Here is a 23,829-nt window from a genome sequence, read left to right as displayed (position 1 = left end):
CCCCCTAATCCCGCAAGGTTCGCCCTGTCAAGGACAGGAACAACGCCTCAAGATCCGGCTCAACTTGGGTAAGCGAAACGATTTTCACCTGATGTTTAGATAAAATAAACAAGATATCCTGTAAATAAGCTTGCGAGGACGCTAATTGTAGTAATTCGATCATTTGATCTTGAAGAGTTACTTTCTTGATTCGCGGATGATTATTGAGCTCTTGAATCGCTTCGTCCACGATATTCGCGGCCTGAATAATAATTTTATTGTCTTGTGCCACTTTGCACCGTAGCTCCTCCTGTGTACCGCAAGCGATCAGATGGCCGTGGTCCATTATCCCGACTCGTGTTGAAATCGCCGATACTTCCTCCATATAGTGGCTAGTATAAATGATCGTAGAACCCATGCGGTTCAACGTGCGAACCGACTCAAGAATATGATTGCGGGACTGCGGATCGATGCCCACCGTCGGTTCATCCATTATGATCAGCTTAGGATGATGCATGATGGCGCATGCGATATTCAATCTTCGTTTCATTCCACCCGAAAAAGAACTCGCTTTATCTCCGCTGCGATCCGCTAATCCGACGAAGTCCAGCGCTTCTTCCACTCTTGATTTAAGAAGCTTCCCGCGCAAACCGTATAACCTCGCGAAAAATGTCACATTTTCCTTCGCAGTTAACCCCTCGTAGATCGCCAGATCCTGAGGAACGAGTCCGATTCTGCGCTTCACTTCAAGCGGTTGACTCGCGACGGAAAGACCGTCAACCAGCACGTGCCCTTGATCGATTTTGAGCAATCCGCTCAGCATTTTGATGGTTGTGCTTTTACCTGCGCCATTCGGACCTAATAGCCCGAAAACCTCGCCCTCCTGAATGGTTAAATTCAGATGATCCACAGATATATTGTTGTTGTACCTTTTAACGACATCCTTGAGTTGGATAAAGCTCATAGAATCTTCTCCTTCGAGTTTTGCTTCAGCAAAACTTTCTTCGTAAACATCAGCGTTCTCTTCCATTTATTGTCCGTGAAGCAATTGTACTTGATTAGACGATATACCACAGGTAGAATTAGTCATTTTCCAACATGACAAAAGTCATATATGGCCAAATCCCTGCTACCCCTTCTAAAAACTGTGCTATAATTTTCGTAAACCTGCTGGAAAAGGACGGGAACGGATTGACTGCTCTTCTGCCGCTTACGCGATACATGCTTATACTCATACCGGCAATTGCTTCTATGTATCTGGAAAACTATTCCTCATACGGAAAATTTGTCTTTTTCACTCTCCTGCTCATATGGATCGCAGAGCTTCGCAGAATTGCTCTTTTAGCATCTTTTTCTTTTTTTATCCTGCTAATCGAAATCGGTTTTGGTGCTTGGTTGAGCTATTCTTATGGAGGTCTATTATTTCTCACGTTCTACTCGACTCAACTTTCGTATGTCCAACTCGCGGGCAGTCAATATCGTTACCCTTGTTTGCTCCTTCAACTCATCCTATTAAACATTTCCTTGCATGAACAACCCGCCAGTCATTACGTAATCGCCAACCTCATTTTTATCGCGCTTACCCTCCTCCTCTTGCAGCTGCTTTTCACATCGCAAAATAAAGAGGAAGTGGAACTGGTCTATGATCGACTGCGGAGAAAACATTACGAGCTTGACGAAGCTCGCATGCAGTTGATCGATTATGCCCGTAAGGTCGAAAATATCGCTCAAGCCGATGAGCGTAACCGCATTTCAAGGGATATCCATGATGATCTCGGACATAAGCTTATTCGCTTGAAAATGATGATGGAGGCCGGTATCCGCATCCTTCCGGCACAGCAGCAGCAAGGGATGGATATGATGCTCTCCGTACGCGACCAGTTGACGGAGAGCATGGAGCTGCTCCGGGCGACAGTACGCCGTTTAAAGCCTGATGAGGGTACCATGCAGACTTATTCGCTGAACAAGCTGATCGAAGAATTGATTCGGGACAGCGGCATCACGATCGATTTGGAGATATACGGTATGCCATATGCACTGTATCCGAGTCTGGAATTTATTCTGTACCGTAACGCCCAAGAAGCCGTGACGAATGCAATTCGTCACGGCGGTGCAACACAGGTATTGATTGAATTAACTTACGAGCCAAAATTAATAACGATGAATATTTCCAATAACGGGGCGCTGCCTACCGATACGAGCATCAAAGGCTTGGGAATTAGCGGGATGGAAGAACGCGCGAAAGTCATTGGCGGTCAGTTATTCGTCAGCGTCGATGAAAGGTATAACGTCACCACCGTCTTACCTGCCTACCGTCATGCTCAATCTATGTAGAAGGGGTTTCATATAAAATGATACATGTACTCATCACTGATGACGATCCATTTATTCGTGAAAGTTTAAAATTAATTATCGGCCTTGACGAGGAAATTACAATTGCAGGTACTTGCACCCATGGCGAGGAGGCATTTGAACTCATTCAGGCTGGCACAAAAGTAGACGTTGTGCTGATGGACATTCGTATGCCGATCTGCGACGGCGTTCAGGGTACCCTCCGCATCAAACAGGCTTTCCCTCGTATTGCAGTACTCATTTTGACGACTTTTGACGATGATGAATTCATCGTTCAGGCATTACGTAACGGAGCGAGCGGATACCTGCTTAAAAATATTGCGCCCGATCGGATTATACAGAGCATCAAAACCGTCCATCAGGGTAACTTGCTTATCCACCCGGACATCGCGAAGAAGCTGACTTCGTTCATCAACCTTAGTCCAAATACGCCTAAGGAAGCACATAAGCCATTGAGCACTCTCGGATTAACGCCAACTGAGCAGTCCGTCGTTGTCAAAATCTCTGAAGGTCTCTCCAACAAAGAAATCGCCCAGGTATTATTCCTGAGCGAAGGTACGGTCAAAAATTATATTACTGAAATACTCAGTAAACTGAATTTGCGCGATCGAACGCAGATTGCGATTTTTTATTTAAAGAGCCAGTCAGGCGCAGGTGCTTAAGTCTATTGAACCTTGGTCACCTGTATGTCTTCTTTGGACGAACTGCCGACTACATAATCCATCGTGCTGTTAGTCGTCATTAACTTCGTAAGTTTCAGCGTTGTCCGGTAAAAGTGCCCATTCTCCGTCAATAAGTAACTATAGGTGTTCTCCTCCGGCAGCGCATCTACTATGATTGGCGTAGTCATATAGGGCACTTTATTAATTTCATAATAACGGAAACCGTCTATGTACTCTTTTATCACCTTGCGCTTCAAGTCATTTGTCTCGCCCGTAATCACAACCGGCTCATTCATGAGATACGAAATCTGCGGCTGCTCTTTCCATTTGGTCTGCAATTCCGCCTCGCTTACGTACAGGTCGCCCGTATATTTTTCCTTCGCTTTGCGTAATCCTTGCGTATCAATGCCCATTCGCTCCACGTCTTTCAAACGATAATACGTTTGATCAGTCATGTTCGTTAGAACGGGATACGTACCTCCGAGATAATCCATATATTGCGCATATGGAACCTGCAGCACAATTTCCGTATAGGTCGTATTGTTTCCTTCTGTCGGCTGCTGAGGACTGATTCGGCTATTGATATAGATGGTTTTGTTGCTGTCCTTCCAATTCACAACCGCTCCCAAATATGTGCTCAGTTCTTTCACGGGCAGGTAACTCGAATTATTATAAATTAGAGGCGGATTCGTAAGCTTCACCTGCTGGCCGTTAACGACAATATTGTAGTCATTGCGCAAATACGCATCAACACGTTGAATCAAATCCTGTGCGTAAACGCCTGCTGTGAAGCAGGTACCCATTAAAGTGCCGATAATTGTAAGTTTAGACCATTTTGGCATACTCATACGTATAATTTCTCCTGTCTTCCTTTATAAGTTCTTTCTAAAACTTCGCCAAAATCCGAGAAATTTCCTGCTTTTCTCATTAAAATGGATCAAATGACCTACTACCACAAGGCTACCTAACTGCCCTGCATTGCGAGAAGCGTCGAATTGTTTTAGAATTATTATAAATAGGAGATAAGAGAGGAATTGAACAAGATGAATTTCACCGGATTTACTTCACATGATTTTAAAACGTTTGCTATAGAAGGTCTGGAGGGCCGTATGGAAGCGATCCGCGAGCGTATACAACCCAAATTCAAGGCTATTGGCGACTCACTCTGCGAGGATCTTACCCTTCTTTCCGGCACGGAAATGTATTTGCATATTGCCAAGCATGCCAGACGCACTGTTAACCCGCCTGTAGACACATGGATGGCGATCTGCCCGAATAAACGGGGGTACAAGCAGGTTCCTCACTTTCAGGTCGGGCTTTTCGACGATCGTGTCTTTATATGGCTTGCACTCATTTATGAGCTCCCGAACAAAAGTCATATCGCTGCGCGATACATGAAAGAAATCGATCGGCTTCAAAAGGAGCTCCCTTCCGATTTCGTAATCTCCTTCGATCATATGAAAAAAGATACCACTGCCGTTTCCGAGCTGGATCGCAATGGGTGGAACGCGGCGTTAACCCGCTTCCGTGACGTGAAAAAAGCGGAGCTGCTGATCGGCCGCAACCTGAATTCCGTTGATCCGTTATTAACTAAAGGCGCTGAGTTCGAGCAGCTTGTCAAACAAACGTTTGAGACATTGATGCCGCTTTATCAGATGGCTGTGGGTGTGCAGTAAAATTTATGTTAGGCTAAGGTTCTTTTAAACTAATTTTAACCCCTCCTGCACAGACTAAATGCTGTAATTCCGTATCCTAACGGAAAGGAGGGTCCCAAAATGAACCAGGCATACATGAAAAAACTCATAGTGAGCTCTATTGCTCTCAGCCTTGTACTTGGTGGCAGCTTCGGTCAGAATGCCAAGGCCCAAGCCAGCAGCTCAGAGACTCAGCAAAGTACAATCGATTCATACACGGACGAGTATAAGGATGGCCGCCATGGCCGAAAATGGCCTATCGTCGAAGAATCCGCATCCTTGCTGGGCATCGATAAAGATGCGATGGTCAAGTCGCTGAAAGACGGTAAGAGCATCGTTCAAGTCGCAGCGGAAAAAGGTGTGAGCGAAGCTGATCTGACCGCCAAACTGCAGCAGCTGCGCACAGGCAAGATCGAAGCAGCCGTCAAAGACGGCAAGCTGACAGCCGAACAAGGCGAGCATATGAAACAAAACCTCGGCGAGCACCTTAAGTTTATCCTTAACGAGAAAAACTTGTTCGAGCATGCGGACGGACACGGCAAGTGGCACAGGCACAGTTTGAAGCCTGATCCGGAGAAGCTGGCGAAAAAGCTCGGCATGAGTAGGGATGAGATGCGTGACCAGCTTAGAGCAGGCAAGTCACTTGCAGAAATCGCCCAATCCAAAGGGATTTCGAAGGATAAATTGGTCGCATCGATTAAAGAGCAGCTAACCCCGTCTATTGAGAAGATGGTTGACCGCAAGAAGCATGTTGAGTAGCCAACAGGTATAGAATATCTTCAAAACGAAAAGAAGCAGCGGCGGATAAACACATTACTTATCCAGCAAACTGCTTCTTTCTCGCTTTCCCTTAAATGAATAGACTGAGCAACAAAATCAAGCCAAAGGCAACGAAAGACAGAATGGTTTCCATCACGGTCCACGTTTTTAACGTCTGGGCTACCGACATGTTAAAGAACTCTTTAATCAACCAGAACCCGGAGTCATTCACATGAGAAAGCATGATCGAACCTGCACCTACTGCAAGCACTAACAGTTCAGGGCTAGTACCGGGCATTGTAGCAGCCAGCGGGGCAACGATGCCGGCTGATGTTGTCATCGCGACAGTGGCAGATCCAACTGCAGCTCGGATAATGCCGGCGATTACAAAGGCCAATACAAGCGGCGAGATATGTGCGCCTGTAGCCAGTTTAGCAATCGCGTCGCTCACTCCGCTTGAAATCAATATTTTATTGAAGCCTCCGCCTGCGCCAATAATCAAAATGATGGAAGCGACAGGTCCCAGACAATCATTCGTAAACTTCAGAAGGTCGTTTTTATCATAGCCGCGGGCAAAGCCAAATGAATAGAAAGCAAATATCAGCGAAATCAGGAGAGCTACAACCGGACTTCCAATAAAATCAACAACGATGCGTAATCCGTTAGTCGCAGGAAGAGTAACATCCACGAGAGTAGCAAGCAGCATCAAAATAACCGGAAGCAAAATTGTAAAGATCGTAATGCCGAAACCAGGCAGCTCCTTTTGCTGAGCCTTCGTGAATTGCTCAACCAGTTCACCCGTCGGTTCTACTATAACCTTCTTGGCAATGTACGAGCCATAAATCGGTCCCGCTATCGCAGCAGCAGGAAAAGCTACTAAAATGGATAATAAGATCGTCATACCCAAATCAGCTTTGAAAATACCTACTGCCAGCATCGCTGCCGGGTGAGGCGGAACCAGACTGTGAACAACGGCAAGTCCGGCAACTAAAGAAAGACCGATCTTGATTAACGAAGTGCCGGTATGCTTGGCAATCACGAATACAAGAGGAATCAACAAGACAACCCCGACCTGAAAAAATACAGGAATCCCGCAAATGACAGCCACTACCATCATCGCCCAGTGGACATTCTTCTCGCCAAAAACGCGTATAAGCGTGCGGGCGACACGTTCGGCTCCCCCTGACTCGGCCATCATTTTGCCGAGCATCGTTCCAAGTCCGATCACGATGGCAATAAAACCTAAAGTGCCGGCTACCCCATCCTGAAAGGACTTTACAATGTCAGGCAGCTTCATTCCCGAAATCAATCCCATGAACAAAGCTGCAACGATCAACGCGATAAATGGGTTTGTTTTAAACCTGGCGATCAATACAATTAAACCTACGATGGAAATCAAAGCATAAAGCAACAAACTAGCGTCGTGGCTTAATCCGAACAAAGAATACATATTTATCCCCCTTTATTTGTAAGCGATTTCCTTTTTCCGAAAAATTTACTCAGCGAACAAGCGGATGAATTTAGTCATTACAGTTTCCATTGATTTTTGCATCTCTGACATGATAGTTGACAGATGAACCATCGATTGGTCAGACCTATTTTGCAGATAAGTCACCGCTGCCATGGACACTTCCGTATTCACATTAATTTTGCAGATGCCGCGCCCAATCGTTTGCCTGATTATCTCATCAGGTGTCCCTGACCCGCCGTGCAAAACAAGCGGAATATCGACGGCATCACGAATTCGTTCTAAAAGCTGCAGGCTAATCTTAGGTTCCCCTTGATACATGCCATGTACTGTGCCTATAGCGGCGGCCAAAAAATCAACGCTCGTCGCCTCAACAAACTCTTTTGCCGATTGCGGATCTGTAAGCGTTCCATCGCCTTCTTCTTCGTCCGAGAAAGCGCCTCTGGCCAGAGACCCTATCTCAGCCTCCACCGATACATTTGCCTGATGAGCGATGTCTGCGATTTCTTTTGTGCGTGAAATATTTTCACTAAGATCATATTTGGAGCCGTCATACATCACAGATGTAAAGCCGTTCTGAATCGCTCTTATTATGGATTCCTTTTCATAAGCGTGATCCAGATGCAGCGCAACGGGAACTCTAGCTTTGGACGCAAGTGCTCGAACCAGCGCAGCAAATCCTTCAACATTGACTGTGGGAAAATAGCGCTCTCCCAGTGCAATGATCACCGGTTGTTTCTCATTCTCCGCTGCCTGAATAGCGGCTTGTACAGTTTCAAGATTAATAACATTGAATGCCGCGACAGCATATTTTTTCTTTTGCGCCTCTAATAAAATGTCTTTCGTATTTACTAACATCCTGCGGGTCCCTTCTCTCTCTAATCCGGTTATCCTTCGATTTTCTGAACTGTTTCAAGAAGTGTCGTATCGCTCCCTACGTTACCCGGAAACACGATATATGGAATTCCTGAGAATTTGGCCTCTTCGCCAGTAAGCCAGACTGGAATACCTGCTGCGGCTTGTCCAATGATTCTTGCTTTGCGAATGCCAAGCCCTTTCGTGGCGACATCGCTGGAGGTGATGCCTCCTTTTGCAATGATGAATTTAGGGATAATGTCCAGAGATCTTACAATTTTAACGAGTGATTCCGATACCGTTTGGCTAATGTTTAAGTTTCCCTCTGAGCTATCAACGGCAATAAGCTTACGGCTGCTGAAAACAACCACATTTTTCCCTCTGGCGATGTACTCATTCACTTTCGAAATAAGCCGCTTCGTTTCATCCGCTTTTTCTGCAGGGTTCAAAATCTTATTGACGTCCATTTCCAGCGAAATGATGTCGGTCCCTTTCAGCAATTGCTCCAATTGGCGTGTTGTCTTCTGTACATGGGAACCGACGACCACAAGACCTCCGTGTGTTTCTTGACCTTTTGCAATAAGCTTTTCCTTCGGCAAAATATCTTGATCAGCGATGCCCCCGTAGGCTTTCACGAAAGAGGCTGCCGTGCGGAAAATATACTTTTTGCCTTTTTGCTCAGCTTGCAGCAGGGCAAAAGCCAGGACATCAAGATCTGCATAGGATAGGCAATCTACGATTATAGGTGCATTCCCTTCCACATTTAACAAGATTTCTTCCACAGCATCCGGTCCGCTGCGCACTTGCTCAAGTGATATCACAACGCAATCATCCGACTTGATGCGACCCTTTGTTTTTTCTTCAACCCATTGCGCTAAATCACTATGCTCATAGCCAAAAACTTTATCTTTGGCAAACTCCGTCTGGTGAACCGGTAACAGCTTGTCGTCTTCTTTAATGAAATGTGTATGTTGATAGGTGACGCGGCCCGCTTCAAAAAAAGCTGGAATTATGAGATGCCCGTCATATTCAAGTCCGGTCATACGATGAAGCTCATCCCTCAACGTATCCGTTTCTAAAGGATAATATCCGCGTAATGTAGAGTCGCCTCGGCTTACAAAGACGAAATCAATCCCGGTTTCACTAGCAACTGCCTGTACGTTTTGGGCAATTTCACGGTTAATGCGTTCCACTTCAGCCGCTTGATAGGCGCGTGTGTTGGTTAAAATATAGAATACAGTTTCAGGCTTATTGAAAGCTTCTCGCAATAATTCTTTATCCCACTGCGTCAATACATCGACATCATGTACAGTTTGTACGCCGGTTGGATCATCATCCAGAACAATAATTTTTTTGTTGCCGGTTTGGTTGATTTGACGGATTTGCTCGCGATAATTGCTACTCTGCCATTCCGGTGGTAACTGTGATTCAATTGAAGAAATACTTACTGCGCCCGTACTCATTCCTTATGCCCTCCTAACTTCGACATGTGCAAGTTTTTCGTAATACTGGACGATACCGCCATGATCATGACTTGCTTTGCCATCTGCTTTCAGCGCATGCATGATCTCTAACAATTGGCTGGATAATGGAAGCGGAACTCCGATCTCGTGAGCTGTCTCCATCACATTCGAAATATCCTTAAGGTTAATATCGATTCTTCCTCCGGCTACAAAATTTCTGTCGAGGATCAAAGGAACTTTTGCATCCAGCACAGCGCTTCCGGCCAGTCCCCCTCGAATGGCCTGATACATTTTATCGATATCAATGCCTGCTTTTGCTGCCAGAACAAGCGCTTCCGACATTGCGGCGATATTGAGATTCACCATAATTTGATTGGCTAATTTGGCCGTTGATCCGCACCCGTTTCCGCCGACTAATGTTATAGCTGTTCCCATACAAGAAAGAACATCTTTCACGCTTTCAAAAACTTCTTCCTTACCGCCTACCATGATGGCCAAAGTGCCGTCAATCGCTTTAGGTTCGCCGCCGCTTACAGGCGCATCCAACATTTCAACGCCTTGCTTAGCCAGCTCGTTTGCGATCTCTTTGGAAACTACGGGTGAGATTGAGCTCATGTCAATGACGACCGATCCTTCTTTTGCACCTTTGCGAATTCCGTTTTCCCCGAAAATAACCCCTTTGACGATATTTGCATTCGGAAGCATAGTAATGATAATGTCGGTTTTCTCCGCAGCCTCTTGGGGAGATGCAGCAGCGACAGCACCGGATTGAACAACCCCGTCCACGGCTTCCTTATTTACATCGTATACGGTTACATGATAACCGGCTTTCAAAAGATTAATGGACATCGGTTTTCCCATAATGCCTAGGCCTATAAATCCAATTTTTTTACTCATTCGATTCCCTCCAATTGATTACGCTTTCACATGTTTGCCGCTAAAGCTTTGCTCTTTTTGACAAATGCAGCGTTCATTAAAAATAAAATCTAGAATTCGTTTGCAGGAAGAAGCGTTTCGCATTATCCCGATCGACCGAAATGTATTCAATTACACATATTTTTGTATACAATTTTATATTTTTCGGATACAAATATATTATTCTGAATTTATATAAAGTTCTAGTCTATACTTTTAAGATAAAATGCATTATAATTTATAATTTAGTTATGATTTCGGATCTGCAAAGAGGTGTACATATTGCCCAAGAACACTGAAAAATCTCGTCCAGCTTACCACCAATCCTACGAAATTATTCGTGACATGATCTTACAAGGCGACATTCCTCGCGGAACCAAAATTGTTGAGGAAAAGCTTGCTGCTGAATTGGGAGTCAGCCGGACCCCGATACGCGAATCAATACGTAAATTGGAACAAGAAGGGCTTATTGCCGGTAAAATGGTTATCAATCCTTCCGAGAAGGATTTGAGAAATACGTTTCAAGTCCGCATGCTGCTTGAAGGACACGCAGCCCGAAGCGCTGCAACGTATCTTCACGAAAGCGAGCTTCAAGCTCTGCTTGAATGTGTCAGGATCGGCAGAACGGGTGAACTGGAAGAAATTATGAAGGCTAACGAGAAATTTCATGAGATCATCGTCCAGGCAAGCAACAACCCTTTCATGATTGATATCATCGATCGTATGCAATCGATTATTTATCTCTTTCGCCGCACCGTTGTTTACTACAACCGGCCCTTCTTAATAGATGAGCATGAGAATATTTATGAGGCCATCAAAGCAAGAGCTGGAGACCAAGCGGAAGAATTGATGAAGCAGCATTTGCAGGCGGATTTAGATTTTTGCTTGCATTTGATTTGTTAAAACCGGAAAGCATGAATCCAATCAATGAAAACTAGGCATTACAAAAGTTTTATTAACCACATCAGTTGCACCTATATCACTCTAATACGTACTTCCTGTGACCCAATCCAAAAAGACCTGCATCGTGTTGAGATGCAGGTCTTTTTGGATTGGGGTGAATTAGTGGGAGTTTATCCTAATGTTCCACCGAGAAACGCGGTTTCCCAACGTTATCTACGGCTCCCCAGTACGCAGGAACTTTAACGTGGAAAAATCGCTTAAAAGTTCCATGGCCATATGCCCCGCGGGCACCATGCCGCTCAAGCTGCTTGCTGGACCTCACTCTGGCGGTCCAGGAGCATAAAGCGCAGCAGCAGAAGCATCGCCGCCAAGCAGAGCACGCCGCCGATGATAAACGGCAGCGAGTGCGCAACCGTGAACACCGCTCCTCCGAGCAGCGGGCCGGCAATGCGGCCCAGGCTGTCCATGGAGGAGCTGAGGCCCGTTGCCACGCCCTGCCCGACTTTCGTCCGCTGCGTAATCAGCGACGTCACACACGGGCGGATGAGCGCGTTGCCGGCGCCGAAGATCGAGAGATACAGCGCGGCCGTGAGCACGCTTGACGAGTACAGCAGCAGGAAGAATCCCGCTGCCGACAAAATAAGGCCGATCGCGATCACCCGCTGCTCGGCGCCGTTTTTGACCAAGCGTCTAACGACTCCGCCCTGAATAAGAGCGCCGACGATGCCGCTTGCCAGGAACATCATGCCAATATCAAAAGGCGTAGCGCCGATCTTGTCCATTTGAAAATACTGAAGCGTTGCTTCCAAGCCAGCAAGCGTAAAAGAAACGAAAAACGACAATACATACAAATACTTGGAAGCGCCGGCAAACGCGGTCCATCTGGAAGCCTTGTTCTCCTTCACAGTTGTGCGCCGATCTGCAGGCAATGACTCCTTCAATATCGCGAAAGCGAATAAAAAAGCAGCCAATGATAAACCGGATGCTGCAAAAAACGGAAGCTCTGTGCCCCAACGGCTCAAAATGCCGCCGATGGCCGGGCCGAAAATAAAGCCTAAACCAATGGACATGCCGACCATGCCCATACCTTTGGTCCGATTTTCATTCGTCGTAATGTCAGCCACGTAAGCGACTGCACAGGCGGTAGCCGCACCCGAGAATAACCCGCCGAAGATCCGGGACACATACATGACCCACAAATGACCATCCGCAAATCCGAATATAAGGAAACTAATGCAGAAACCGATCAATCCGATCAAAATGATCGGCCTGCGTCCGATGCGGTCCGATATGGCCCCCCATATCGGCGACATGAGAAATGACGCTGCAGAGTATATCGAAAGCAAGAGCGCATTGTGAAATTCGGCTCCAGCACCTTTCACGACCTCAGGAAGTACAGGGATGATAATACCGAAACCAATAAATATGGTCATCAGCAACAGCATGATGATACCGATTTGTTTATTCATGTTGCTTGTCTATCCTCCAAATGAAACATTTTCCACTATCGTACCACACCTTTTTTTCCGATGGAAATGAACATTTGAAGAACGAGCAGTACGACCAGAACGGAACCGCTCATTAGAAAAGGTGCATGATAGCCATATACATCCCATAGCTTGCCTGATACGATGGGCCCTACGATCATCCCTAGACCTTCAATGGTCAAGAAGAAGCCCCAGACGGCTCCTCTTTTCTCTGGCGGGATTGCTGAGGCAAGAAGCGCATTCCATGATGGAATGATGAAAGCATAGCCAACTCCAAGTGCAGCCACAAGCACATAGAGAATTGTCAAAGATTGTACGAATGTAAAGAAAAGCAACGTGACGGCGCTAATCGAAAAGCCGGCAATCAAGAAAGGACGAATACCGATTCGATCCACCAGCTTCCCCATTGGAACCAGTAAGATCACCGTCACCGCACCTCCGGCGATCAGAAACATGCTGAACTGAAAGGAAGTTAGTTGCAACACTTCTTTTGCATATAGCGTTAAAATCGGCGTCAAAATGCCTAAAGCAAAGGTTTGCGCGAACATCGCGGGAAACAAAAGCGGGCTTACGGACATGGAACGGCGAACTTCTCTAAAATATGCAGCAGCTCTTTGAAAAAAAGGAATGTAAGTTTCATGCGCCTTACCCCCCACCTTATCTATCTTAGGATCCTCAGCACTCTGTTTTCTTGGCAGCAGCAGCGCTACCAGCACGACAAGAGTCATACATCCGATAAGCAGACGGAAAGCTAAACTGTAATTGTTGTCATTGATAAAAAAGTTGATCGCCACCGGCCCCAGCCCCACCCCTGAAAGCCAGGCCATATAGATAACACTCATAATCGTTCCTTTTGCTTCATCCCCTGCCACCTCCGTTGTGCCTGTAATCACACAGGGCCATAGCGGAGCCGTACCAAAACCAAGCAGCGCACAAGCGATGATCGTCCATAAATATTGTGAGGTTGTCGCGATGAGAATAACGGAAATAAAGGTAAGCAGAACTCCCGTAAGCATCGTCGTCCGGTATCCCATCTTGTCGATAATCCAACCGACCGGAGTGCGCAGCACATTGTCACCTATGTATTGAGCGGCTAGTGTCCATCCGATAATAAATGCGGAAGCGCCGAGCGTCGTTTTCATATAGACAGGAAGAATCGTCAAAAGCAGGGCTCCCTTCACAAATTCGACAACAAACATAATTATTAACAATTTCAGCACAAACGGTGAAAATAATCGTTTTTGCTGCCATTTTTGCAGCGGATTCACGGAATATCGCCTTCTCTTCCAGTTTTTTATACGGATACTGTTAGTTTTGCCGTATTTGACGCAAACTATTTTCAAAAATTTAGCTTGCATGTAATTTCTATTTTGTTATACTTTTTTTGTTTGTTGCAAAGATCGACAAGCAATCCACAATAGAAGGGAAGCGATAATCAGGTGGATCATACCCGTACCCCCCTGTTCTCTGCACTGCTTAAGCACGCCGAGAAAAATCCGATTCAGTTCCATATTCCTGGACATAAAAAAGGAGTCGGCATGGACCCGGAGTTTCGTTCCTTTATTGGGGACAACGCCCTGTCCATCGACCTCATCAATATAGCACCGCTGGATGATCTTCATCAACCAATGGGCGTGATTGAGGACGCTCAGAAGCTTGCTGCGGACGCTTATGGCGCCGATCATACATTTTTCTCCGTACAAGGCACAAGCGGTGCCATCATGACGATGATTATGACCGTTTGCTCGGAAGGCGATAAAATCATCGTTCCGCGCAATGTGCACAAATCTGTCTTAGCGGCCATTATTTTCGTAGGAGCTAAGCCGGTCTTCATTCAACCAGCCCGCGATAAAAACCTCGGGATCGACCATGGAATTCCGACTCGTTCCGTTCGCAGAGCCTTGGAGAAGCACCCCGACGCCAAAGCAGTGCTGGTCATAAACCCTACATACTATGGCGTCTGTACGAATCTTAAAGAGATTGTAGATCTCGTTCATAGCTATAACATGCCTGTTCTTGTCGATGAGGCGCATGGCGTTCTGATTCACTTTCACGAGAAGCTGCCGATGTCGGCGATGGAAGCCGGAGCCGATATGGCCGCAACGAGTGTGCACAAGCTGGGCGGGTCAATGACCCAGAGCTCGGTTCTTAACGTGCAGGGCAACCGCGTGAACCCGAAACGCATTCAAACGATCATCAGTATGCTGACCACGACGTCTACCTCATACATCTTGCTAGGTTCATTAGACACAGCGCGCAGACACCTCGCTCTCAATGGCCGCGCAATGGCTGAGAGGGCCATCGAACTCGCCCAATACGCGAGAAAACAGATCAATGAAATTACGAATCTGTACTGCTTCGGTGAAGAGATACTTGGCGAAGAGGCCACATATAATTATGATCCTACTAAAATTTGCGTACACGTGCGCAAGCTTGGCATTACCGGCTTTGAAGTTGAGAATTGGCTGCGTGAGCATTACAACATCGAAGTGGAAATGAGTGATATGTACAATATCCTCTGCCTGATTACACCTGGGGACACGCAAGAGAACGTTGATACTTTGCTGGATGCATTACGTAAGCTTTCCCACGTCAACGATGATGTTACTGATGTTAAAGAAGTTGTTATCAAAGTACCGGCGATACCGCAGCTAACGCTGACGCCTCGGGATGCGTTCTATGGCGAAACCGAGACGATTCCTTTCAAAGATGCGGCAGACCGCATTATCGCCGAATTTATATACGTTTACCCGCCGGGTATTCCTATATTGCTGCCAGGCGAGGTTATTACGCAAGAGCTGATCGACTACATCGTCGAACATGTAGAAGTCGGTCTTCCTGTGAAAGGCCCTGAGGACCGCAGCGTACAGAACGTGAAAGTCATCGTCGAGACGCAGGCCATCTTCTAGCCTGCTCCCCCTCGTGAAAATATTGTAAAACCGTTTACATGATGCTATGATGATGGTGATGTTTAGTCGGTGAGGTGATCAAGGAAATGGCTCAAAGCGCCTATATTAAATTCGTAACAGGCTCCGCTGTCCCCGCTCTATCCTTGGATGAGCTGAAAGAGAAACTGCTGCATTACAGAGAACAACTGTCTCTAACTGCTAAGCAGCTGGGATGGGAGTACGACGAGGCTGGGTTTCCCTATACGATCGAGACGAAGCCGGAAGGCGAAGGCAAGTGGTTTTACCTTAAAGGCATAAATCCGCTGTACAAATATATAGTTATCGGTGTTGGCAGCGAGCGGAACCAAGAGGAAGATCGCCACTATGTCCAAGTTGTATTGCCGGAAGATGCAACCCACGGAGACAAGAGCAAAGGCAACGAGTTCTGCAAATATCTTGGCAAGCAATTAAAAGCTGAACTTCATCTATTCAATGGCAGAATCATGTATTTCAACCCAAGAAAATGAAATCGTAGAAACAAACAGAAACCCCCTTCCAGAAACTTCTCTGAAAGGGGGTTCTTATGTATAGCTCTTACTCTTCGTTCTCTTGAGCTACGATTTCATTATAAATGGTCACGACGCGTTCCCATTCTGCTTCATCTTCGATATTGACCAGGTAAGCTTCTTCATCCTCTTCTTCGATACGGAAAATGACACCATCTGCCTCAGGATCGTTACGATCGAGCAAAACGGCATATGCCTGCTCTTGAGATTGGAATGTGTACACCATTACCATCTCGTGTTCTTCACCGTTCTCGTCAGTTACGATAAAAATATCTTCCCCATGCTCGTGATCGTGGTCACAGTCCGGGCCGTGCACATGATCGTGCTTATGATCGCTCACAGGCAGAACCTCATTTCGTTTAATAATTGGTTACCCAATTATCCTAACATTTTCAAATTGAGAGGTCAAACCGCATCTTGGTATGGAAGTCCTTATTCCGATTGAATTTGCTTCTCCGATACGACGGAGTAGTCGGAAGCGCCATCCTGTTTCATGGCAAACTTCACCACGTACGTGCCGGATTCATCAAAAGATACGCCGTAAAGCGGAACCTTCAACCAGAAAGACTCTTTGGATTCATTGATCGATTTCACAACCGGGGTCACGACACTCTTGCCGCTTGGGGAGATAACGGAAACTTGCACGGAATTAATGCTCGTTTTTAAATTGTCGACTTGTGCGAAAACGATGAAATCCGCTTCCTTGCCTTCCTCGACTACGCCAAAAGGTACGATAGCGGAATCCTTACGGACTTCGGTCGTAAAGAACATATGTACGTTCGGTTTGTACAAGGATACCGTTTTGTTCGAATTATCCCACTTTACAAGTGCTTGCAGCGCATCGCTTACTGCACGAAGCGGCAGGACGGTTTTGCCTTCAACAATAAGCGGAGGCACTTCCGAATCGCCAAATTCCGCAGTCTTGTCATTGACAACTAAGCGAGCAATATTAAACCCCTTATAATCCCCCCATATCGATGAGGCCACCACTGCAGCCGTACTAAGAACAAAAAACACCAGCATCAACGCAAATATACGCTGAACTTTCATCCTCTTAACCTCCAGCTCTCGTTAGTAATCTTTGTGTCTGCATCTTTATACTCCGAAGGTTAAGAAGAGTTGCGTTGTTTTTACAATTTTGAAAAAAAAGCAAGTACCCGTTTGGTATACGCATCGGGATGCAGTTTGTAAGACCCTACATGCGCTGCTTTTTGTGTAATCCACATTTCGAAAGCATCCGGATGTCTGCTCCACATCGCTTCGCTGTTGGACCAAGGAATCGCAGAATCGTCTTCACTATGAATGAATAGCATAGGTCTCGGATAGACTCGATCGACGGCTGTAAGCGCATCGACATAGTGAGGATGTATCCCTATCAATCGCGGCAAAATCGCCAGTATTAGCGGTGTGAACGGGAAGCGCGGCAGCTTGGACCAGACCGGTAAATTCGCTTGTAAGTAAGGACTCAGCTGGCTAAAAGGACTGTCGGCAACGACGCCTCTCACGGCGGACTCTTCTGCAGCAGCTAATATAGACGTACTGCCTCCCATAGAAAAGCCGATCAGTCCGATTTTACCAGGGATATGCTCCTTCACCCAATCGATCGCGCCGAGCAGATCTTCCTTCTCCAAATAGCCGACTGTCGTCAAATGCCCTTCGGATTCTCCCGAATTGCGAAAATCGAACATGACCACGTTATACCCGGCTTCCACGAGTGATTTGGCGAAAGCTAACGCGGGAAGTCCTTTCTCCAGACGTGTTCCCGCGTAACCATGAGCGAGAATGAGCGTCATCGAAGATTCGGTTTGCGTCGCGGGGATAAACCAGCCTTGCAGTATCACATCCCCCATCCTGCTTGGAAACCTAATCGCTTCGGCTTGCAGCCCGTATTGCTCCGGAGTTTCGTCGACCGGTTTGCGTATCGGGTGCGTGAGCCTCCACCCCACATACGTAGACATGCCTATCAATCCCAATCCAATGAGTACAAATAAACTAACGATGAACCATAGCATGAATCTATCAACACCCCATTGTTTGAACAATCCGAATTCGACTAATTCTAATGGCTTAATTTCCGGTACTGTGCATACATGGCTACCCGCCAAGGAAGAAGCATACCATAAGCCAAAATGAAAAATATCGCTCCCGTCTGATAAATGGAAACAAACGCTTCCACATACAGCCCATTATAACACTGCCCTATCCCGTTCTAAAGTGAATTCACATAATGGTTGAAATTCGGCAACCTCCCATGCTACATTAGAAAAAGATGATTTTTGTCGAAAAATGGAGGCGGCTGAATGAGTTTGCAAATTCAAATGCTTGGAACCGGCAGCGCGTTTGCCAAAACCTTTTACAATACAAGTGCCATGGTCACGAATGAACATGCCCGAATTCTGATCGACTGCGGCTTCACGACTCCCAAATCGCTGCATAAACTTGGAATTACACCTGATCAAATCGATGGAATCGTCATCTCACATATACATGCCGATCATGTCGGAGGTCTGGAAGAGATCGCATTTCGATTGTTTTATCAACACAACAAGAAGCGGATCAAACTTTTTATCACGGAACCTTTGGCGTTCATACTCTGGGAAAATACGCTCAAAGGCGGTATGAACAATCCCGAAGACGGTTATATCAGCTTAGATGATTATTTCGATGTGATCCTTTTAGAAGAAAACAAGCCCACTGAAATATTCCGGGGTCTAACCATCGAAATCTTACCTACTCAACATATTCTTCGCAAAACCAGCTACTCTCTTTTTATTAATAGCCGGATATTTTACAGCGCAGACATCCGCTTTAACGAACAGTTGCTGATTCATGAAGTGGTCCAAAAAAGAAATTGTCATACGATCCTGCATGATTGCCAGCTAAGCGGTACGGGAGTCATCCATGCAACGCTGGAAGAACTACTAACGCTGCCAGACGATGTACAAAAACGCATTTTTCTCATGCACTATGACGATAAAATGCCCGCTTACATCGGTCAAACGGGCAGCATGACTTTTATCGAACAATATCAAATTCTTACGCTGCCTGAATAATCAATTCCGTTCTCCTCCATACTAAGCTGTGGAGGTGATCGCGATGAATCCAAACAACAAAGAACAAGTAGTCGCTGTTAGAAAAAATGGCGACGGCGATATCGTTGAGCTCCAATTGTCCTCGGGGGCAGTCGTTGATTATAAGCAAGCTCAACAGATGGCCAAGGCAGGACAGATCGAACATGTCAACGTGTTCAAGGGACGCGATGGAGACGAACACTTACGTTCCGATGCAGACGGCGATCCGAACAATAATCTAGATAATTTACCAACTTTTTAACAGATATACCAGAACCTGCTCGCGATATTTCCAGCAGGTTCTTTTTTTCGAGAAATTCCGTGATTTTTTCCTATTATTTACGTTTTGTTGAAGGGATTTTAACGCCAATAGAGAACATATGACATGGGTGTAAAATTCCGTCACGCTTGCACTCAGGAGATGATACGGTGTTAATCAACTGGATTCTTTATGCTTATGCTATCATTTTTACGATCTATGCGTATGTTTCGCAAGTTGCATTCAACCAGCAACTGCTCATTCTATCTTGTATTCTGTATGTGATTAGTTTGCATGCTTGGCGTTTTTCTTCCTTTATGCCATGGGTGCGCCTTCTGCTGTTGTGCTGCTTCCATTGGGCGAGCCAGCTCAACCTCATTCTACCCCTTTACTTGCTTACCTTGTCGCGGGATATTTATGCGGAAGATAGCAAAAAGAAGTCATGGATCTTAGCAATTATTCACACACTGACATATATGACTACTGCTTACACTTTTTGGGATCATGGTTCAATACATTTACTCTGGTTTTACGCGCTTACGAACACGCTGCATTTCACTGCAATCGCGCTAATGACCAGAACGAGTCATACGACCATTAAACAGACTGAGTTGCTGAGGAAAGAGCGCGTTTTATTATCCAAACAAGATTCATTAACAGGCTTATATAACTACGAAGAATGTCATCGGCGTTTGGAACAATACATCGAAGAGAAACAAGATCTGATCCTTATTCTTATCGATTGTACTGACCTGAAGTCGATGAATACGACTCGCGGCTTTCAAGCGGGTAACTTTATTTTGAAGCAAATCGCGGAGCTGCTCAAAATTTTATTCTCGGACGCTCTTTTCATTTCACGATATGGAGGCGATGAATTCGCAGTCGTGATGCCATTAATGAAGGATAGTCATTCCTCTTCCGTCTCCTACAAACTTCAGCTAGACTCTGAACTTCCAAAACTGACAGGCATTCAAATTACATACGGAATCGCTACCTATCCCTCACAAGGTTTAACGAAAGATGATCTGATACTTCTCGCGGAGCATAATTTATTTATGAAAAAACGCGAAGCTTGGCTCAAGCGCGAAGAACATATGCTGCGTTCGGAGAAACTGCGAGTCGTAGGAGAACTTGCTTCCGGCATGGCACACGAAATAAGAAATCCGTTAACCACAGTCAAGGGTTTTCTACAATTATCCAAGGCAAACGGTTATAACATTGAAAATTGGTACTCGATGATTATGGATGAAATCGATCGAATGAGCGATTTAACTGCAGAATTCCTTCAGTTTTCCAAACCGCATTCGACCCAATTCCGCGTCCATTCTCTTCATGAGTGTGTACTAAAAGTGATTTCGCTTATGGAATCAGAGGCGACTCGACTTGGGCATGAAATTCATTACAGCGAATCGTTTGAACCGATTCCCATTATGATGGATCAGGATAAAATGATACAGCTCCTTCTGAATTTGGTAAAAAATGCTTGTGAAGCGATTGAAGAAAACGGCATCATTCAAATCAAATTAAGCCGCGATCAGAAGAACGCGACTTTGGTCATTGAAGATAATGGACCAGGCATTTCGAATGAATCGCTTGAGAAAATCTTTCATCCTTTCTATACGACGAAAGAAAGCGGAACGGGACTTGGTTTGTCCATTTGCCACAAAATCGTGCAGGATCATCAGGGGACGCTGGAAGTGGAAAGTGAGCCAGGACATGGAGCTCGTTTCATCATCACGTTTCCGCTTGCATCAGAAAAAGATACTGATATAGACAAAGCCGCTTTCATTTAAAGCGGCTTTTGCATTCTGACATGTAAGATGTCGGCATCATAAAAGGGCTCTTCCGAAATCACCCTATAACCAAGCTGGCTATAAAATCCCTCGGCCTGACATTGAGCATCCAAAATTGCCGATTCGGCATTCAATTCGCGAGCTTGCTTTTCCATTTCTACAATAAGTTTCTTGCCCAGACCTTTGCCCCGATACTCTTTCAAAACGGCAACACGTTGGAATTTAGCTGTTTTATCTTGATAGAAGTACCAACGGGCAGTCGCAACAGGTTGCCCCTCGTCTACAATGAGAAAATGATGGCAGGCTGCAGGGGATTCATCTTTCTCATCCATTTCCAACTCTTCGGGAACTTGCTGTTCCTCAACAAATACTTTCAAACGCACTTGAAAGCATGCCTGCAGCTCCTCTGACGTTGTTACGCGTATCGTTTCCATATCGACTTTCATCCTTTCTGAGAACGTTCCTTGATCTTATCCCATTCTCAAAAAGTTGTCTATAAGCAGGCTCATTTGTTACTTTGCTCAACCAAATAACTGAATGCTCCGACGGCCACGCCCAATAATGCTCCACCCAGCACTTCTATCGGCAGATGACCCAGCCGTTCCTTTAGTGCTTTACGTCTCCGCGCATGGTAGAGCCCAGGATGCTGACGGGCGAGTCTCTCCACCTGCTCATCCAAATCATTCACTTCTATGGCAATTTCACCAGCTGCACGCCGAATGCCCATTGCATCGTACATGACAACAGCCCCAAACACTGAACTCACTGCAAAATCAATGGCTGATAACCCGCGTTTTAGCGCAATGTATGCAGCTAATGCGGATACGCCGGCAGAGTGGGAACTGGGCATGCCTCCCGTTTGTATGAGTTGGGACCAGTCCCATTCTTTAGTCTTAACATAAGTGATAGGAATTTTTAACGCTTGTGCTGTACCAATTCCAATTAACGCGGTTGTTAGCGCTCGATTCATAAATTCACCTCTCTCATAGAATTCATCGAAGGTTTAGATTCTATTCGCTTTTTTTGATACAATAGAGGTGAAGACGACTCTACGAAGAAAGTTTTGCATATGCAAAACTCTAAGGAGTGCTACGAAATGAATATTGCTTTTTTCCTTTTACCTAAATCCGAAGTCATTACTACGACATTACAAGCGACACTTCGCCAAACGCTGGAGCGGATGGAATATCATCGATACACGGCTGTACCTATTCTTTCCGATGAAGGGCACTATGTCGGAACCGTAACGGAAGGCGATCTGCTTTGGTTCCTTAAAAACTCAGAAGGCATTGGCTTTGAAAATGCTCATCGCCATCTGCTGGAAGAGGTGCCGCTTCGAATGAAAAATAAGCCCGTCCACATTCATGCCGAAATGGATGATCTGATTGAGCTTGCTAAAGTACAGAACTTCGTTCCAGTCGTCGACGATTCCGACAAATTCATTGGAATCGTGCGAAGGAGCGACATAATCGAATACTGCGCAAAGCAGATGTTTAAATCCCCTTCCGCAGCATTAGAGATGTAGTCCATGCATAACGTATCAGAAGCCCGATCTGCGTCACGAAATATGCTGTTCCCAGCATGAGAAAGGGCAGCATCGCATAGAGATATCGATCAACGGGTATGAATACCATATGTACACTTAGAAACACAAGAAAACCAACGGCTAAAAAACGGATAGAGCTGTTTCGTAAGCTAAACAAGGCCAGCGTTATGCTGCCAATGATAATCAGGTAGTTATGCAGTTTCGTTAGCAAGCTTGCATACCACTCCGGTATGGAGAACGGGTAAGGCCCCCACCACATCGTTTTGAAAAATACGAGCAATTTTCCGATTGTCAACCACTTGATCCACAAGATCGGATCCTCTTTAAATCCTTGTTGAATCCGCTTGATCCCTTCGGCAAATTGATGATTTTTGTCGATATGATTCCAGTCAATGGTGCCTTGGAAGTAAGGATCCGTTCCGCCTAGGAACGGATTACCTGCTTCCCCTTTTGCAATGAAAATAAATTCATGAAACGTTAGCAAATTTCGAACCCACCAAGGAAGCATGACGATTGCAAATGAAGCGGCGGCGTACAAAGCTGGCTTCATATCTATCCTTTTCTCTTTAAACCAGAGGAATAGATAAGGAATGACGGCCATCGGGAGCGAATTTGGTCGAATAAGCACACAAATCCCCAGCAATAAGCCCATCCATACATGATCTCTCCACTTGTTCTCTTGTATGATCCGCACTTGCATATAAAGCATTCCTGTAAATACCGTCAAAAATGGAACTTCCGTTAGTATGAGTGATGCCGACCATACATATGACGGATAAACTGCCGCAAACCCAGCCGCCATTAAACCGGATACGGGATGAAACAATCGGCTTCCCAGTAAATATATGAACATAATTGCCCCTAAAGCGACAAAACAGTTTAACACCCGGACGACCATCAAAGCAGGCTCTAATTGATCATAACCTGTAAGGCTAAAAACAGCCGCTAAAATGATCGGCCAACCGGGCGTAACCAGCGAATTCGGTATCGTATCCCGGTACGCAAAAATGCCTTTTTCAAGAAGTTGAATCGCAGTCTTCGTAAATTCCAGCTGATCCCACTCCAAGGGTGCATACTCCGCTTCCAGTACATAATGAAGCCTTAAATACAAGGCAACAGTCAATAGGAGTATTAACCCTAACAAACTCCGTTTTTTCATGAAACCCTCA

General features: G+C 45.7%; 25 protein-coding genes. 11 read left to right on the top strand and 14 right to left on the bottom strand.

The window, feature by feature from the left end; genetic code table 11:
• Positions 1-4 precede the first annotated feature (4 nt).
• Positions 5-943 carry an ABC transporter ATP-binding protein gene (locus tag ICC18_RS03935; RefSeq protein ID WP_188173048.1) on the bottom strand — a complete coding sequence of 313 codons (939 nt, stop codon included), beginning with the start codon at positions 941-943 and terminating at the stop codon, positions 5-7.
• A 227-nt stretch (positions 944-1,170) separates the two neighbouring features.
• On the opposite strand from ICC18_RS03935, the gene ICC18_RS03930 reads away from it, so the two are divergent.
• Both ICC18_RS03930 and ICC18_RS03925 read left to right on the top strand, forming a co-directional pair.
• Positions 1,171-2,313 (top strand): sensor histidine kinase, encoded by a 1,143-nt coding sequence (locus tag ICC18_RS03930; RefSeq protein ID WP_188173047.1) that lies wholly within the window; start codon positions 1,171-1,173, stop codon positions 2,311-2,313.
• 17 nt (positions 2,314-2,330) lie between these two features.
• A complete protein-coding gene (locus tag ICC18_RS03925; protein WP_188173046.1) occupies positions 2,331-2,993 on the top strand; it encodes a response regulator transcription factor in 663 nt (220 codons plus the stop codon).
• Between the two features lie 2 nt (positions 2,994-2,995).
• Here ICC18_RS03925 and ICC18_RS03920 read toward each other — a convergent pair whose 3' ends face one another.
• Positions 2,996-3,841, bottom strand: coding sequence for a stalk domain-containing protein (locus ICC18_RS03920; protein WP_188173045.1), 846 nt, complete (start codon positions 3,839-3,841; stop codon positions 2,996-2,998).
• 195 nt (positions 3,842-4,036) lie between these two features.
• On the opposite strand from ICC18_RS03920, the gene ICC18_RS03915 reads away from it, so the two are divergent.
• Together ICC18_RS03915 and ICC18_RS03910 are read left to right on the top strand one after the other, a co-directional pair.
• Positions 4,037-4,669, top strand: coding sequence for a YktB family protein (locus ICC18_RS03915; RefSeq protein WP_188173223.1), 633 nt, complete (start codon positions 4,037-4,039; stop codon positions 4,667-4,669).
• A 99-nt stretch (positions 4,670-4,768) separates the two neighbouring features.
• Positions 4,769-5,446 (top strand): hypothetical protein, encoded by a 678-nt coding sequence (locus ICC18_RS03910; protein ID WP_188173044.1) that lies wholly within the window; start codon positions 4,769-4,771, stop codon positions 5,444-5,446.
• A 91-nt stretch (positions 5,447-5,537) separates the two neighbouring features.
• Here the strand turns inward: ICC18_RS03910 and ICC18_RS03905 are convergent, their stop codons facing one another.
• The 4 genes from ICC18_RS03905 to garR are packed head-to-tail and all read right to left on the bottom strand — an operon-like array spanning position 5,538 to position 10,129.
• Positions 5,538-6,896, bottom strand: coding sequence for a GntP family permease (locus ICC18_RS03905; protein WP_188173043.1), 1,359 nt, complete (start codon positions 6,894-6,896; stop codon positions 5,538-5,540).
• A gap of 45 nt (positions 6,897-6,941) precedes the next feature.
• Entirely contained in the window at positions 6,942-7,772 is an 831-nt protein-coding gene (locus ICC18_RS03900) for a class II fructose-bisphosphate aldolase (RefSeq protein WP_188173042.1), read from the bottom strand.
• Between the two features lie 29 nt (positions 7,773-7,801).
• Positions 7,802-9,232, bottom strand: coding sequence for a four-carbon acid sugar kinase family protein (locus ICC18_RS03895; protein WP_188173041.1), 1,431 nt, complete (start codon positions 9,230-9,232; stop codon positions 7,802-7,804).
• 3 nt (positions 9,233-9,235) lie between these two features.
• Positions 9,236-10,129: a 2-hydroxy-3-oxopropionate reductase gene (garR, locus tag ICC18_RS03890; protein WP_188173040.1), complete on the bottom strand. Its 894-nt coding sequence runs from the start codon at positions 10,127-10,129 to the stop codon at positions 9,236-9,238.
• 300 nt (positions 10,130-10,429) lie between these two features.
• Here garR and ICC18_RS03885 point away from each other — a divergent pair, with 300 nt between their 5' ends.
• Positions 10,430-11,050, top strand: coding sequence for a GntR family transcriptional regulator (locus ICC18_RS03885; RefSeq protein WP_188173039.1), 621 nt, complete (start codon positions 10,430-10,432; stop codon positions 11,048-11,050).
• A gap of 299 nt (positions 11,051-11,349) precedes the next feature.
• Here ICC18_RS03885 and ICC18_RS03880 read toward each other — a convergent pair whose 3' ends face one another.
• Positions 11,350-12,519 carry an MFS transporter gene (locus tag ICC18_RS03880; protein ID WP_188173038.1) on the bottom strand — a complete coding sequence of 390 codons (1,170 nt, stop codon included), beginning with the start codon at positions 12,517-12,519 and terminating at the stop codon, positions 11,350-11,352.
• Between the two features lie 35 nt (positions 12,520-12,554).
• Positions 12,555-13,805: an MFS transporter gene (locus tag ICC18_RS03875; RefSeq protein ID WP_312029474.1), complete on the bottom strand. Its 1,251-nt coding sequence runs from the start codon at positions 13,803-13,805 to the stop codon at positions 12,555-12,557.
• 171 nt (positions 13,806-13,976) lie between these two features.
• Here ICC18_RS03875 and ICC18_RS03870 point away from each other — a divergent pair, with 171 nt between their 5' ends.
• Positions 13,977-15,446 carry an aminotransferase class I/II-fold pyridoxal phosphate-dependent enzyme gene (locus tag ICC18_RS03870; RefSeq protein ID WP_188173036.1) on the top strand — a complete coding sequence of 490 codons (1,470 nt, stop codon included), beginning with the start codon at positions 13,977-13,979 and terminating at the stop codon, positions 15,444-15,446.
• Positions 15,447-15,532: 86 nt separating this feature from the next.
• Positions 15,533-15,952: a DUF1885 family protein gene (locus ICC18_RS03865; protein ID WP_188173035.1), complete on the top strand. Its 420-nt coding sequence runs from the start codon at positions 15,533-15,535 to the stop codon at positions 15,950-15,952.
• 67 nt (positions 15,953-16,019) lie between these two features.
• Here the strand turns inward: ICC18_RS03865 and ICC18_RS03860 are convergent, their stop codons facing one another.
• From ICC18_RS03860 to ICC18_RS03850, 3 genes are all read right to left on the bottom strand, one after another.
• Positions 16,020-16,331, bottom strand: coding sequence for a DUF1292 domain-containing protein (locus ICC18_RS03860; RefSeq protein WP_188173034.1), 312 nt, complete (start codon positions 16,329-16,331; stop codon positions 16,020-16,022).
• 92 nt (positions 16,332-16,423) lie between these two features.
• On the bottom strand, positions 16,424-17,041 hold the full coding sequence (locus tag ICC18_RS03855; protein WP_188173033.1) for a stalk domain-containing protein: 618 nt from the start codon (positions 17,039-17,041) through the stop codon (positions 16,424-16,426).
• Between the two features lie 80 nt (positions 17,042-17,121).
• Positions 17,122-18,003, bottom strand: coding sequence for an alpha/beta hydrolase (locus tag ICC18_RS03850; protein WP_188173032.1), 882 nt, complete (start codon positions 18,001-18,003; stop codon positions 17,122-17,124).
• A 288-nt stretch (positions 18,004-18,291) separates the two neighbouring features.
• Here ICC18_RS03850 and ICC18_RS03840 point away from each other — a divergent pair, with 288 nt between their 5' ends.
• From ICC18_RS03840 to ICC18_RS03830, 3 genes are all read left to right on the top strand, one after another.
• Positions 18,292-19,044, top strand: a complete 753-nt coding sequence (locus tag ICC18_RS03840; RefSeq protein ID WP_188173031.1) for an MBL fold metallo-hydrolase — start codon at positions 18,292-18,294, stop codon at positions 19,042-19,044.
• Positions 19,045-19,087: 43 nt separating this feature from the next.
• Entirely contained in the window at positions 19,088-19,324 is a 237-nt protein-coding gene (locus tag ICC18_RS03835; protein WP_188173030.1) for a DUF3892 domain-containing protein, read from the top strand.
• A 167-nt stretch (positions 19,325-19,491) separates the two neighbouring features.
• On the top strand, positions 19,492-21,114 hold the full coding sequence (locus ICC18_RS03830; RefSeq protein WP_188173029.1) for an ATP-binding protein: 1,623 nt from the start codon (positions 19,492-19,494) through the stop codon (positions 21,112-21,114).
• Here the strand turns inward: ICC18_RS03830 and ICC18_RS03825 are convergent.
• A complete protein-coding gene (locus tag ICC18_RS03825; RefSeq protein WP_188173028.1) occupies positions 21,111-21,548 on the bottom strand; it encodes a GNAT family N-acetyltransferase in 438 nt (145 codons plus the stop codon). The two genes, ICC18_RS03830 and ICC18_RS03825, sit on opposite strands and share 4 nt — an antisense overlap.
• A gap of 71 nt (positions 21,549-21,619) precedes the next feature.
• Positions 21,620-22,084, bottom strand: a complete 465-nt coding sequence (locus tag ICC18_RS03820; RefSeq protein ID WP_188173027.1) for a divergent PAP2 family protein — start codon at positions 22,082-22,084, stop codon at positions 21,620-21,622.
• Positions 22,085-22,210: 126 nt separating this feature from the next.
• On the opposite strand from ICC18_RS03820, the gene ICC18_RS03815 reads away from it, so the two are divergent.
• Entirely contained in the window at positions 22,211-22,639 is a 429-nt protein-coding gene (locus ICC18_RS03815) for a CBS domain-containing protein (RefSeq protein ID WP_188173026.1), read from the top strand.
• Here the strand turns inward: ICC18_RS03815 and ICC18_RS03810 are convergent.
• Positions 22,608-23,819: an ArnT family glycosyltransferase gene (locus ICC18_RS03810; protein WP_188173025.1), complete on the bottom strand. Its 1,212-nt coding sequence runs from the start codon at positions 23,817-23,819 to the stop codon at positions 22,608-22,610. The two genes, ICC18_RS03815 and ICC18_RS03810, sit on opposite strands and share 32 nt — an antisense overlap.
• Between the last annotated feature and the right edge of the window lie 10 nt (positions 23,820-23,829).

Source organism: Paenibacillus sedimenti (assembly GCF_014534655.1).
Taxonomy (GTDB): domain Bacteria; phylum Bacillota; class Bacilli; order Paenibacillales; family NBRC-103111; genus Paenibacillus_E; species Paenibacillus_E sedimenti.
This window is presented reverse-complemented; position numbering and strand designations above follow the sequence as displayed.

Excerpts from the sequence above, each read along its gene's own strand:
- ICC18_RS03935 (WP_188173048.1), bottom strand. The coding sequence starts at position 943 with ATGAGCTTTATCCAACTCAAGGATGTCGTTAAAAGGTACAACAACAAT.
- ICC18_RS03925 (WP_188173046.1), top strand. The coding sequence starts at position 2,331 with ATGATACATGTACTCATCACTGATGACGATCCATTTATTCGTGAAAGT.
- ICC18_RS03920 (WP_188173045.1), bottom strand. The coding sequence starts at position 3,841 with ATGAGTATGCCAAAATGGTCTAAACTTACAATTATCGGCACTTTAATG.
- ICC18_RS03915 (WP_188173223.1), top strand. The coding sequence starts at position 4,037 with ATGAATTTCACCGGATTTACTTCACATGATTTTAAAACGTTTGCTATA.
- ICC18_RS03910 (WP_188173044.1), top strand. The coding sequence starts at position 4,769 with ATGAACCAGGCATACATGAAAAAACTCATAGTGAGCTCTATTGCTCTC.
- ICC18_RS03905 (WP_188173043.1), bottom strand. The coding sequence starts at position 6,896 with ATGTATTCTTTGTTCGGATTAAGCCACGACGCTAGTTTGTTGCTTTAT.
- ICC18_RS03900 (WP_188173042.1), bottom strand. The coding sequence starts at position 7,772 with ATGTTAGTAAATACGAAAGACATTTTATTAGAGGCGCAAAAGAAAAAA.
- ICC18_RS03895 (WP_188173041.1), bottom strand. The coding sequence starts at position 9,232 with ATGAGTACGGGCGCAGTAAGTATTTCTTCAATTGAATCACAGTTACCA.
- garR (WP_188173040.1), bottom strand. The coding sequence starts at position 10,129 with ATGAGTAAAAAAATTGGATTTATAGGCCTAGGCATTATGGGAAAACCG.
- ICC18_RS03880 (WP_188173038.1), bottom strand. The coding sequence starts at position 12,519 with ATGAATAAACAAATCGGTATCATCATGCTGTTGCTGATGACCATATTT.
- ICC18_RS03865 (WP_188173035.1), top strand. The coding sequence starts at position 15,533 with ATGGCTCAAAGCGCCTATATTAAATTCGTAACAGGCTCCGCTGTCCCC.
- ICC18_RS03855 (WP_188173033.1), bottom strand. The coding sequence starts at position 17,041 with ATGAAAGTTCAGCGTATATTTGCGTTGATGCTGGTGTTTTTTGTTCTT.
- ICC18_RS03850 (WP_188173032.1), bottom strand. The coding sequence starts at position 18,003 with ATGCTATGGTTCATCGTTAGTTTATTTGTACTCATTGGATTGGGATTG.
- ICC18_RS03840 (WP_188173031.1), top strand. The coding sequence starts at position 18,292 with ATGAGTTTGCAAATTCAAATGCTTGGAACCGGCAGCGCGTTTGCCAAA.
- ICC18_RS03835 (WP_188173030.1), top strand. The coding sequence starts at position 19,088 with ATGAATCCAAACAACAAAGAACAAGTAGTCGCTGTTAGAAAAAATGGC.
- ICC18_RS03825 (WP_188173028.1), bottom strand. The coding sequence starts at position 21,548 with ATGGAAACGATACGCGTAACAACGTCAGAGGAGCTGCAGGCATGCTTT.
- ICC18_RS03820 (WP_188173027.1), bottom strand. The coding sequence starts at position 22,084 with ATGAATCGAGCGCTAACAACCGCGTTAATTGGAATTGGTACAGCACAA.
- ICC18_RS03815 (WP_188173026.1), top strand. The coding sequence starts at position 22,211 with ATGAATATTGCTTTTTTCCTTTTACCTAAATCCGAAGTCATTACTACG.
- ICC18_RS03810 (WP_188173025.1), bottom strand. The coding sequence starts at position 23,819 with ATGAAAAAACGGAGTTTGTTAGGGTTAATACTCCTATTGACTGTTGCC.